Raw genomic sequence first — 13063 nt, 5'->3', positions numbered from 1 at the left:
AATCTGCTGGAACTATATAATAGTTTTTACTTGTATCAATCCTATCTCCTACTTCATTTACTAGATTAGATGATACAGATACAGATGCACTTGCTTTTTCTGTTGCTAAGAACCCTAAGGATATAACCAGAACGAGTAGCGATATTAATACACCTTTAATTTTCATAAATACATCTCCTTTCAGCTATTTAACTTATATAGTAATTTAAAACACTAAAACTTAATATTAAGAAAAAATGTTGTATAGTGTTTTAGTATGAATCTTGTTTAATTATCTTGCTATGGGTATTACGATGAAATATATTTATCGCGGTATAAGTTTATACAATTGCAGTAACAAGAATTAGAAATTTTAATAAAACAAAGTTTATATATTCGATTAAGAATAGCCATGCTCAATGGCACACATTATTCATGTTAGCTACTAAAATTATTCTTTGAGAGTCTTCCTGTGAAATAAATCTTGTTGGAATTATAAGTGTAGTAGTACGAAGTATGATTATTTGAGTAATTAGTGCAATATGTCAGTAACTGAGGAGTAAAAAATTTTTCTTTATTACTTTGGAATTTCGAAAAAATATTATTTATTGAAGGTTATAATAAGAAATCATTTACAAGGGGTATTGGGGTATAAGGTGACAGTTGGATTCGAACCAACATAAAAGGGTATGCTAACCTTTCACCACGCCTAATTGGTATGCCACCATATGAGAAATATTGATACATTAAAATAAAAGGCGACAATCGGATTTGAACCGATGATACAGGTTTTGCAGACCTGGGCCTTACCACTTGGCTATGCCGCCATATAATTCTCTATAGAAGAGAATTAACACTCTGCTTTCCAATTAAAACAATGTGCACACCGCATCAATTAACTATTATTTCTAAATAAACAGATTATCAATAAGATTATAACATTGTTTTTTTAATTTAGTAACCTAAATTACTGATTTTTCAAACATAATAATTGTTTACAGAAAACCTTCAATAATTTGTCTCCCTTGTCTATTGAAGTAGAGTAGCCTCCTCCAGCTAAATAAGAGAAGAGGCATGTGACTTCAACGTACAAATATGTTTTATTACATAAACCATGAGTTAATCCTACTAAAATAGTGGATGAAAATTAGATATTTACAGGATCCTCTTGCCTCTATAAAGAGGGATAGCTCAGTATTACAGATATCTAATCCCCTAAAATAAAATTTTTTTGAACATATTTAAGGAATGTAGATTCCTATTTTATGTTACAGATATACACCCTAAATATAGATTGAATATCTAATAAAATAATTTTGTACCTTGATAATACCCAATACCTTTTCTGTCGAATAGCTTTTCTTTAATTGCTATAGGATCAGTGGAATAACTATTCTTATGACAACCTGGATTCAAATATAGATCGTTTAGTGTTAATACGTTCCCTTTCTTGTAAATCGTGAGTCCCATGTTATCTGTATTTAGGAGGCGTAATCATTGGATTAGGATATGTGTTTGAATGTGCAACCATCTGATTTGGTAAAAAAGCAGCTATAGCAGCTGGAACTGTCTCTATATAAATATCATCTGAACCAGCTCCAGTAACAACCTGTCTTAATTCACTTTCATCAACTACACTAACCAGCCCACTAGTATTCCATTTTTGTTTTCTCATTTCATCTGATTTTTTTCTTCTAAACATTGTAACCACCCTTTTTTTATAATTTTTTATTCTGTTTTGAATTTACATATGTAGAAAATATTGAATACATTTTCTATTTTCACTTAATGAATTTTATTTTTTAAAATCTAAATTTAAAATACCTTTCGGCATGAATAATTCTTTATAGACTATCGAATATCTTTTATATTTGATGAGTTATAATTATTCTCTCTTTTATTACTCTATTATTTCATTATGATTCCGAAAAAATTTCTACTATTAACTTTCTATCCAAAGAATATTATTAATAATAAATTACCGATATATCCCTTATTTTGCATTTGTAGGAATCAGCACTTGAGAAATAGATCTCAAGTGCTTATTAAGTTAGTTACTATCTCTTTTTCTTTCGGGAATAAAACTAGAAAGGAAAAATGCAACAGCTAATGCTAGACTTAATTGTTCAGTAGTATCAACCTCTAAACCTTTATTCCATTGGTATATAAAAGATACCAATAATAAAAGGATTGCTATTGCACCGGTATATCTTGCTACTTTTCGCATAGTTCCTGTTTTTTTTCTTTGAATATCCATATTTATCCCTCTTTCTTATTAATTAAATTTTCTTTTCCTGAAAGTAATGAAGTTATTGTTATCAAATTCATAAATATATTCGCTTAATTTGCTAGTAATTTGTGCTCAGGTTCTATATCTTTGAAGAAGGAAGAGTAATAACCTGCTTTTAACATTAACTCTTTATGAGTACCTGCTTCTATAATAGTCCCTTTATCCATTACAATTATTAAATCGGCATTCATTACTGTAGTAAGTCTGTGTGCAATTACAACTCTTGTACATTTTATTTCATTGAGATAATCATCTACCTTCTTCTCATTCAGATGATCTAATGAACTAGTTGCTTCATCTAACACTAAAATTGATGGTTTATGAACTAAAGCTCTCGCAAGTGCAATACGTTGTCTCTGTCCTCCAGAGATATTGAATCCCATCTCAGATATGAACGTATTATACTGCATAGGCATCTTCATAATGTCATCATGTATTTGTGCTACCTTAGCGGCTTCAACAACTTCTTCTATCGATATATCCTTATCATAAATTGCAATATTTTCAAAAATGGTCTTATTAAAAAGTGTAACGTCCTGAGGAACTACACCAATTTGACGTCTCAATGATGATTTTTCGATATTATTTAAGTCGACACCATCGTAATATATTTTCCCCTCACTCGGATTATGCAATCCCAATAGTAGACGAGACATGGTACTTTTTCCAGCGCCAGATTCTCCAATAATTGCTACTTTTTGGCCCGGTTTAATTTCTAAATTAATATTTTCAACAGACATAGGACTATATTTTGTATATTGATAGCTTACATCTTCAAAACGTATACGGCCTTCGAGATTAGTTATCTCTTTCATATCTGTGTGCTTTTCTTCTATCGGTGCATCTAATACATCTTGTACCCTTCTTAAATACGTACCAGTTACAAAGAAAGAATTAAACATTTGGACAATCGACTGACTTAATCCAAAAAATTGATTGGAAATAGCGTGAAAAGCTACTAAATTTCCTAATGTTAACTGATTGTTTAATATTAAATAACCACCAAGCCAAAGAGTAAATAAGGGAGCTAAATTCCCGATAGAGCTACTTACTGATTGAATGTAATTATTAAGGTTTTCCTTCTTTCGATAAGCTTTTAATAATTTGTTAAAACTCTTTTTCCATCGAGTAAATATTTTATCCTCGATTCCAGCTGTTTTAACATTAAATATTCCATACAATGTTTCAGTTTGAATACTTTGCACTTCAGTATTAGCAATAATTTCTTCTTGGCTAACTTCTTTTACTTTTGAGCGTGTAGCAATTAATAAAGCTGCGTTAATTGCTGTGAACGCTAAAACAGATAAAGTCAAAAGTGGCGATTTAATTATCATGAAAACGAATATTACAATTAGTAATCCAACGTCTAATATACCCTTAATAAGATTTGAACCAATCATATCTCGAATCATTCTTAGACTATTTACCCTGAATAGAAGATCTCCAAATTTTCTTAAGAGGAAAAAATGATAAGGTAAATGAAGTAAATGATTAATAAATTTACTCATCATTTGTTTATCTAAAAAGTTTTCCAATACGATTAAAACCTTACCTCTAACTATATTGAATAGAAATTGGAATCCCACCACAAATACTATTGATATTAGAAATATATTTAATAAATTAAAATTTTGAGGTGAAATGACATTATCTATTAAATATTGGATCAGAAGAGGTATACCTAAAGTGAATAACTGTAAAACAAAGGATAATAAAACTAAATTTATTATCAGGGATGGTCTTTCCTTCAGGATGTTAATATATGGTAACCACAAGCTTTTCCGTTTCTTTTTAACAAACCTTTCACCCGGTACGCATGTCATAACATATTTTGAAAAATCCCTTTCGAATTCTTCCTTTTTCACTTTCGTTCTTCCTACAGCTGGATCAACAATTGTTGCTCCATGTTCAGATACTTCCTCTAGTACTACATAATGTTTTTCTTTCCAATAAATAATGCAGGGGAGTGGGAGTTTATATAATTCATCATATTCTTGAATTTTAAAACAATTTGCTTCATATCCTAACCCCTCAGCTAGATGCTTTAAATGAAATAGTGACGTTCCGTCTCTTCCATTACCAATCCTTTCATACATGTCATGAAAAGATACGGTACTATTATGATATTCGGTAATCATCGCTATACAACAAAAACCACATTCAGTCTGTTGAGCTTGTTCTATAAATGGTACCTTCTTCTTAAACATCAACTAGGCTCCTTTCTATATATTTTATTGTACTTAAAATATAAACGTTTCCTGATGTTAATAACAATTAGTAAAAAAGTATCAAAAAAAAAGCAAATTATCGTTAATTTTTTCATTATTTATTTACTACTACAGAAGATGTTAAGGGCTAAAACCCTTCTAGGTGTGGCTTTAAATAATAGAAGTACTGTCATAAGTCCAACGTTATATATCCAATCATTACTTTGAAATTTATCTTCTCAGAGATATTAATATAGTAAGTATTAACTTATTTAATTGAAATTGTAGTTGCTTATAACGAAAAGTAACTTATATACCACTCTCATAGAAAATCACTTTTCGGTATAAGCTTCGTTACATGCCCTAAAATAGTGTTAGGGTAAATATTAATAAACATAGTAAGCAACTTAAAGTAGTTTTGTCATAAGATGAGTTAAACATAGGGGAAGTAACACTAGATCCGAAACAAAAAAGGTAGCTATGTTTGCTGCCCTTTACAGAATTCGCGATAAGAGAAAGCCCATGCAGGATTTAGTCCGCCTTTAGGTATGGGATGAAAGTATCGTTTTTTCGTAGAAAAGCACTTGTTTTTTTGGGGGTATAATTCAACTATAGACTAGAACAAGACGCTAAAACATTCGAACACTCAACTAGCTGTACGATATGGTCATAGTATCGTAGCTCACGAACCTATATGGTCTTTCGTGAGAGTGATGGCAATCTTACACGTCAGCGCTATCAGAAATGAACGTTGCCTTTGGTAGCAAGAATCCTACTGGCGTTAGCCAGCTTGCCACTTTAGAGATGGGAGTGTCAATTCTCCTGTATATGTTTGAAAGGATTGGCCTTTTTTCGCTACAAAAAAATCTCTAGATAAACAGAAAAAAAGAGTCCATCAACTAGATGGACTCTTTTAACTGTTTACCTAAATGGGATAATATCAGGCCTCTCTAAGGGGCATTTCTCTTTCTATACTGTCTTTCTCAATGATTTTACATAACGTACTGTAATTAAAATCATACCAATGGTAAATGCAACTATTGATACCAATAATATACCAATAGATAATATACTCTGATCAACTAATTCTATAGACTTGAATGGTAAAGACCATATATATCCAAATCCCCACTTTACTTCTGAAAAAAGAAATAAACCGATTAAAGATAGGATTATATTAACAAATGTAAAAGTGATAGATGTTTTAATAAATAAGAATAATAAGAGTTGCACTGTAATAAGTGGAAGTGTCGCAACTACAGAAAGTAAAAATACTTTAATCATGAATAATAAAGGAAATGGATCTGTAAAATCAAAATACATTCCAAATAAATATAAGCTTATTAAAACTATTAAGTGTAGTGCAGAAAATAATAATACACTGGATACAACTTTAGATAAAACAATTTTAAAATTAGTATTTGGAGATAGATGCATTATTTTCCAATTGGTTTTGTCTTCAAACTGACACAGGAAGGCCGTTACCATCCCTGAAATAACAGGAAGAAAAAAACCAACATAGAAGAAAGATGCCAACATCCATACGCCCATCCAATCATTATCCAAACCATGATTATACTCTTTTACTACATATTTAGTATACATAATCATTGAATATATAATCGGAAAAAGTGCTAGGATGAATAATACAATTTGTTGCGGGTGTTTTCTTATTTTTATCCAATCGGAATAAATTAAATTTATCATTTGAGATCTCCTTTGTTAGTTTTTATTATTCATTTTAATAAATAAGATGTATCCAATTCCTAAAATGAGAATGGTAATAGGAATTCCTGCTAGCATGTACCATTTATCATATGACCATAATGTATTAAAAACATCTAGATTATTCACATAATTGATTGGAAAATATAAGATTTGATATGAAATAGGAAACCACCAAAGCTTAGCTGAACTTAATATATCGCCGAAAAGATACGAAGCTAGAGCTAGTGCAACGATCACTGATTGATTCGATAAATTAATGGATATAATGAACGCCAAGGCACAAAATGGAATACTAATAAGAAATGGATATAACGTAAAAACAAACACATGCTGCATTGAAACCGCATCCAAAGAAATACCTAAACCTGGAATTAATAACACTGTACAAATCATATGTATTACGGTTGTAATAATAAGAGCAACCATAACAATAAGGAACTTATTTACATACACACTAAATTTCTGTACCGGATACGTAAATGTTCTTTTCCACGTAGAATTTTTATATTCAACATTGTTTACACTAGCTATAATAAACACAATAAAAAAGTTTAAGATGTATTTTAAAAGTTGCAAATTTATGCCGAATATAGTTTCTAATTTAATAGTATGAGAATTACTATAGTAATTTAATCCAGCAAATTCACCTAATGCAAGTATAATAGGTCCTAAGATAACCAAAAACCAAAAATGGCTTTTTCTATATTTTATATACTCAGTGGCTAATACATTTCTCATACACTTACAGCACCTTGTTCAACAATATCTAAATATGCTTCCTCTAAATTCTGCTTTTTAGTTTGGAAAGATTGAATAAAAATCTGATTAGTCACTAATAGTTGTTGAATATCATTCAGAGTTTTCTCATCGTAATATTCGATACTAAAGATATTATTATTTACACTGAATGTATAATTGGATTGTTTAAGCAATTTATCAGTAAGAGCTATATTATTAACACTAACTTCAACAATATTTAATGATTGTTTATTTTGTAGAGAAGATAATAAACCTTGGTACTTTATTTCTCCATGATGAATAATCCCGATATGATCAGCCATTTGTTCAACTTCACTTAAAATATGACTTGAAAGGATTATAGTAGAATTAAACATTTTTGGAGCTTTTTTTATTAATTCTTTCACTTCATAAACTCCCTGTGGATCTAAGCCATTAGTAGGCTCATCTAATATTAATAATTCAGGGTTATTTATGAAAGCAGCAGCTAATCCTAAACGTTGTTTCATACCAAGAGAATATTTTTTAAAAGCACGGTTTCGATCTTCATATAATTTAAATAAATTCAAAAGTTCTTTTATATGTTCTTTATCATGAACATTTTTCATTTTAGAAGCAATTAATAAGTTTTCGTATCCAGATAAATGTTCATAAAAGGTTGGAGCTTCAATTAATGAACCTGTTTTAGATAAGATTTCTATTCTATTCTTTTGTATATCCATTCCCAATACTTCTACAGTTCCCTCATCAGCTTCTATTAATCCTAAGATGATTTTAAAAAATGTAGATTTACCAGCTCCATTCGGGCCTAATAATCCAAATATTTCACCCTTTTTTATAGATAAATCAATTCCTTTTAGAACATGTTTCTCCTTATATTTTTTATGCACGCCTTTAATGTTTAGAATTTGATTATTCACGAAATCAACCACCTATCGTTAAAATTTTCATTCAATTGAATTTTATCCTTATTTTTCCTGGATATCAATTGTTTCTTATGCTTTGTAAAAAGGATGGCAAAGCACAACAAAAAATTGATATTATTTTTACTGAATATTCAATCTTTATAGCAAAAAATTTATCGTTTTCCGACAGATGTCTCCTTCCTCAAAAATGTGAAGGTGTGAAACACCAATTTTGGGTACGAGATGAATTTCAGTATACTGTAGTTATCCGGTGCTTCATCACACTCTTTAATCAAATTTTATTTAATAATACACTTACTATCATTGCATTCTAAAATCATAGTAAGTGTATTTTAAAAATATCATTGAAGTACGTTTCTTAAAAATTATATTACTTAATGCTAATTATACTTTTATAACTATTTACCAATCCATATCCATACTGATCATCTTTACCATCTACACCTAAATCAGTAGCACCATTTTTTAAATAATTCATAGTTACGTCTGCTGCTGGTTTTGTAGAATGAAGCTCATAATATCTTGAAATAATGGCTCCTAATGTCCCAGATACTGCGGGTACAGATAGGCTAGTCCCTAGGTTAAGTGTGTAGCCTTTAGGTGTATTTAATTGAGCATCCAACATAGTAGGTTCTAAATATGTTGGATAAGTAGTACCAATTAAATAGGATGGGTCAAATTTGAATTGATTATTAATAATTCTTCCATAAGAACCACTTGGTGCACTAAAATCTACTTCATGACCAAAGTTTGAGTAATTTACAATTTCATCGTTTTTGTCTGTTCCTGATACGGTTAATACATTACTCAATCCACCAGGTACATGAATTTTATATAATACACCGTTCTTTTCATCTGTTTTTTCAAATGGTTTATCCAAATTAATTCCTTCATTTCCTGCTGAAGCAACTACAATAGAATTTTTGTCTTGTGCATATTGGATAGCTCTTTCATATGCTTTTATAATTGCGTTCTCGTCTTCTAAATTTGTAGCTTTATATGTCCCTAAACTTAAATTTATTACATCTGCTCCGTTATTTACTGCATCAATAATAGCCTGTATAGTCCAGACTGACTCACCATCTTTTTTTCCAATAACTTTATACGGTGTGATGGTTATATTAGGAACAATTCCTTTTAATTTATCGTGAGCTGCAATAATCCCTGCAACTTGGGTACCATGGCCATTTTGATCTAATAGATCAGGCTCAGTGGGAACATAAGATTTTCCTTCCGAATACTTAATGCTATCTTTAAGTTCAGGGTGGTTATAATCTACCCCACTGTCCACTAAGGCGATGTTTACATTTTTTTGTCCCAAAGTTATCTTATGAGATTTATAATTATCAGTTACCTTGGCAATTTGCCAAGGTAGTGAAGCATTCGAAACAGGTTCATTAATAGTAATAGAATTCAATGTTCGTTTCGAAGACAAGCTATAGTTTAACTTATTATTGGTAAAGTGCTCATTTGGATTTGAAATTTTTGGATCTTGTAAAGTTAATTTAGCACTATTAGCAACATCTTCTATAGATGTTTTAAATTTAGTACGTATTTTACTATCTAAATTGGATTGAATATTACTATTAGTTTCTTTGTATGAAATCATTTGAATTTCTGGAGTATACTTAATTTCAATTGCATTGTTTTCTTTCAAAAATTGTATAATATTTTCTTTGTTATTAGGTTGAATTTCGTTATCCAAAAGGATGAATTTATAATTATCCTTTTTTTCTATTTCTTCTGCCTTTACCGGTTGTGTAACTAAACTTAACGAGAATACGGAAAGTATAGTCATAAGGATTTTTAACTTTTTCATGTAGTCGTCTCCTTTTATATTTTAACCTCTTCTAACCTTAAAATAGAAGGAATTGAATTATAGTCATATTGTTGTAAGAGACCTACTCCAATCCCACTAAGACCTGTCATTAAACCAAATGATTCAGTTCCCGTACTAACCCCGTTTTTCCAATTATGCGTTTTAGAGGATTCTAAAAGTTGAATACCGATAGAATGTGCCCGTTCGTAAGCCATTTTATCTTGTAATACTTTTGCTGCATATAAAAGAATATCTAAGTTTCCAAAATCTCCATGACATAGTGAACGATTATGACCAAATGATTTATCAATAGTTGTATCTAAAGCGGCATATATATTTTGATCAATTATACTGTTTTCATAATTACTTTCTTTTAACATTAATCTACTTAATAAAATTCCTGGAGCACCATGACACCAAGCAACAGAATGGTTTTCTTTAGAAGGGAGCTTCCAATTTTTGTACTTTGAATCATAGAAGCTATTTTCATAGAATAAAACTCTATCTGCTAGTTCTAAAATATTAGGATTGTTTATATATTGATTAGCTGCTACTAAAGCAGTAATAATACCCGCAGTTCCATGAGAATATCCAATCCATGAAATATCATCTCTTTGTTTCCAAGAGACATATCCCTCTTTTTCAGGATGATAATATGCAGTGTTTATTAAGTATTCACTTGCTTGTGTAAGAAGTTTTAAATATTCTTTATTACCACTATTTTTATAAAGGGATATTAGAACTCCGACAACCCCTGCAGTTCCGTCTATAATATCAAACACTTTATCTTGAGATAATCTACCAACAACCGTTCTCATAGAATCAAGTATTAGTTGTTCATATTGTTTAGTCTGTGATAATTGATTAATATGATTTAAAGCATAAATGGATCCAGTAACACCACTAAAAGTCCCAATATTAAACATTCTTTGCTCAGATAATGTTTGGAGTGAATTAATTACAGGATTAATAGACTTCTCAGCTGTTATTTTATAATCTTGTTTTCCAGTCAAATGATATAAATAACTAAAGAATAAGGAAATACCGCTTAAACCATTATATAAATCTAAATCTACAGGATAGATATCCCACTTATATTCATTAGAAGCAGATATTACTGTACTAATCCAGCAAAGATCGGATTGATTATCTCCCTCTATGGCATTAGCAATTAAATAATCTCCTATGTGGCTTGCTTCAGTTAAGAACTCCTTAGATTTATTCGCATCAATATTGACTTTAAGATATGGATCAATAGTCTGTTCATTTGCACCAAATGTAGCTGAATGTGCTAAAAAGCTCATTCGCATAATTCGAATTTGTTGTGAGCAATCTACAATATTAAGGTCATTAATCTTGCTTACTACAGCTTCTAAAGGAGATGATTCAAAAAAGTTTTGAACACAAATTTGTTCTCTATGATATAAATGATTGCTACTCACTGTTGTATAAAAATATGGAATATCATCATTGAGTAGATCAGTTTTTTCGGATTTAATAACTTCTTTTGGTTTGTTCTCTGGGTCCAATGCCAGAGTGTGGAAATAAATATCCCTGTTATATCCTTTTTGTAAAAAATCAGGATGTTTACTTTTTCTTAGTAACTCACCATATACGGCAGTAGGCCGTAGAATCATTCTTACTATCGTATTTTTAAATTTATTTGAAACATAATTACTATATTGTTGTTTATTACTTAAAATCCATTCATAAATATATTTAAAACCATCTATCATAACGTCTACATGATCTTTATATGAAACTTTTTCACCTTTAAAAATCGGTTTATTTTTTTCAAATTCATTTACCTTAACAAATGTATATTTTGCATCTATATGCATAACATCAGTGTTCTTTGACTCTATTGAAGGCACTTTTAATGGATATAATTGATCGTTTTTATCACTAAGACCACTTAAATCAAGACCTTTATAGTTAGGATTATCGCTATTGAAGGCAAGAAATGGAATAATCCCAGTGGATCGAACAGATCTATTAATTAAATTTAGAGCTTTATTATGAGCAGAACCATCTTTTTCCTCTAATATTTTTGCATGATGGAATAAGGATTCCAGATCGATTGGAACAGGATACTCTCCCATCGCTATAATATTCTCATAGTGAAAATCCACAGCATTTAAACTATACAGAACTCCTAAAAGACTTCCCATTTTAAAATAAAATGATTTAAGTTGTTCTTCCGTTTGACATTCTATATTCTCAATATATTCAACCCAACCATAAGAATGCTTATCAATGATTTTTGGTGAATACAGATGAGCTTTATCATTAACTTGATTATTTATCCAAGCAGTTAAATCATTAAATGCTGCTTCGACACCAATTGATCGAGGTTTATAAATAAGTTTCATGTTAGGATGAAATTCAAGTAATGAAACTGTTTTACCATCATTATGTTCATCGCCAAGTCCTAATGTAACTGTAATTAGTTTATTTGTCTGAATATCAATATTAAAGTTCTCTTGAATTTCGACTTTATCTTTTTCAAGATTATAGTAAAGTGTAGTAATATTATTTGACCAATAGATTAATGTAGTTAACATCGTTCTATATAATGCAGAATATGTATCCTTAAAATAAACTAAAAATTCATTTGTACTAATGTAAGAACAAAAATGAGAATAACGTTCTTCTGGAGTTTCTCCCTTTAAGTTTTCAAGAACGCGTTGAATATTCAGTTCTAATATTAATGTTTTGTGGGATAATTCATACAATCTTTTATACATATATTCTAATGGTGCCAATAATTGCGATTCTTCGAAGAACGAGTATGTATTCAGTGATTGATGAACTTTAGAAAATGAGTAACACATGAATTTTTCGAAAAATCCATAAAAAGTTAATTTCGATAATTTCTCTTCTATTGTTGGGGAGTATTCATATGTTTGAAAACTATCAAACTCTGAGAAGGTTAATGATAATAATGCATCTATTTCCTGTACATTGTATTCATCCTGATCTAATTTAGATAGGTTTGCTAATGGAATACCTGAAATATCTTTTAAGATTTTTTTAAATTTATTTTCATCGTTTCCAAATGTTCTCTTCCAATAATGTATGTAATCTGTAGAATCTGGGACTATATTATCATTAATTTTTATTTCATCAATAAATGCACTATGTTTTACCCGCATGTTACTGCTCCTTTCATTAATTAGAGAAGCAGATTACCTGCCTCTCTAATAGAGTTGTTCAACATAAATAATTAGTTACAAGAAGACATACATTCTTTAGTTAACGTACAGTATCCGCCTTTATTACCTAACCAGCTACTTAAACCTTCAGGTGTTACGTCACCTTCACCAGCACCAAATAGAGCTTTAATTTCGTTAGAATCAACTTCACCTGCAGGATG

Annotated in this window: 9 protein-coding genes and 1 tRNA gene; all 10 read right to left on the bottom strand. The window is 30.1% G+C overall.

Annotation, left to right across the window (positions count from 1 at the left end; translation table 11 throughout):
* Positions 1-735: 735 nt before the first annotated feature.
* A tRNA-Cys gene (locus C568_RS0129120) sits at positions 736-806 on the bottom strand.
* Between the two features lie 644 nt (positions 807-1450).
* Positions 1451-1681, bottom strand: a complete 231-nt coding sequence (locus C568_RS0129115) for a hypothetical protein (RefSeq protein WP_003210328.1) — start codon at positions 1679-1681, stop codon at positions 1451-1453.
* Between the two features lie 348 nt (positions 1682-2029).
* Entirely contained in the window at positions 2030-2236 is a 207-nt protein-coding gene (locus C568_RS0129110; RefSeq protein WP_018783590.1) for a hypothetical protein, read from the bottom strand.
* A gap of 83 nt (positions 2237-2319) precedes the next feature.
* Positions 2320-4476, bottom strand: coding sequence for a peptidase domain-containing ABC transporter (locus C568_RS0129105; RefSeq protein WP_018767839.1), 2157 nt, complete (start codon positions 4474-4476; stop codon positions 2320-2322).
* A gap of 969 nt (positions 4477-5445) precedes the next feature.
* Positions 5446-6183, bottom strand: coding sequence for an ABC transporter permease (locus C568_RS0129100; RefSeq protein WP_018783589.1), 738 nt, complete (start codon positions 6181-6183; stop codon positions 5446-5448).
* Between the two features lie 15 nt (positions 6184-6198).
* The gene (locus C568_RS0129095) at positions 6199-6942 is read right to left on the bottom strand and encodes an ABC transporter permease (protein WP_018783588.1); all 744 of its coding nucleotides are present in this window, start codon (positions 6940-6942) and stop codon (positions 6199-6201) included.
* Positions 6939-7862, bottom strand: a complete 924-nt coding sequence (locus C568_RS0129090) for an ABC transporter ATP-binding protein (RefSeq protein ID WP_018783587.1) — start codon at positions 7860-7862, stop codon at positions 6939-6941. The genes C568_RS0129095 and C568_RS0129090 overlap by 4 nt, the downstream gene beginning before the upstream one ends.
* A gap of 376 nt (positions 7863-8238) precedes the next feature.
* Complete coding sequence (locus C568_RS0129085; RefSeq protein ID WP_018783586.1) at positions 8239-9687, bottom strand: S8 family serine peptidase; 1449 nt, start codon at positions 9685-9687, stop codon at positions 8239-8241.
* A 14-nt stretch (positions 9688-9701) separates the two neighbouring features.
* Positions 9702-12842 carry a type 2 lanthipeptide synthetase LanM family protein gene (locus C568_RS0129080; protein ID WP_018783585.1) on the bottom strand — a complete coding sequence of 1047 codons (3141 nt, stop codon included), beginning with the start codon at positions 12840-12842 and terminating at the stop codon, positions 9702-9704.
* 71 nt (positions 12843-12913) lie between these two features.
* Positions 12914-13063, bottom strand: a 150-nt coding sequence (locus C568_RS33940; RefSeq protein WP_018783584.1) for a lichenicidin alpha family lanthipeptide, incomplete at its 5' end; no start/stop codon positions are given.

This window comes from Bacillus sp. 95MFCvi2.1 (genome assembly GCF_000374965.1).
Lineage (GTDB): Bacteria > Bacillota > Bacilli > Bacillales > Bacillaceae_G > Bacillus_A > Bacillus_A pseudomycoides.
This window is presented reverse-complemented; position numbering and strand designations above follow the sequence as displayed.

Coding starts and splice junctions, on each gene's coding strand:
- C568_RS0129105 (WP_018767839.1), bottom strand. CDS start 4,476: ATGTTTAAGAAGAAGGTACCATTTATAGAACAAGCTCAACAGACTGAA.
- C568_RS0129080 (WP_018783585.1), bottom strand. CDS start 12,842: ATGCGGGTAAAACATAGTGCATTTATTGATGAAATAAAAATTAATGAT.
- C568_RS0129085 (WP_018783586.1), bottom strand. CDS start 9,687: ATGAAAAAGTTAAAAATCCTTATGACTATACTTTCCGTATTCTCGTTA.
- C568_RS0129110 (WP_018783590.1), bottom strand. CDS start 2,236: ATGGATATTCAAAGAAAAAAAACAGGAACTATGCGAAAAGTAGCAAGA.
- C568_RS0129115 (WP_003210328.1), bottom strand. CDS start 1,681: ATGTTTAGAAGAAAAAAATCAGATGAAATGAGAAAACAAAAATGGAAT.
- C568_RS0129095 (WP_018783588.1), bottom strand. CDS start 6,942: ATGAGAAATGTATTAGCCACTGAGTATATAAAATATAGAAAAAGCCAT.
- C568_RS0129100 (WP_018783589.1), bottom strand. CDS start 6,183: ATGATAAATTTAATTTATTCCGATTGGATAAAAATAAGAAAACACCCG.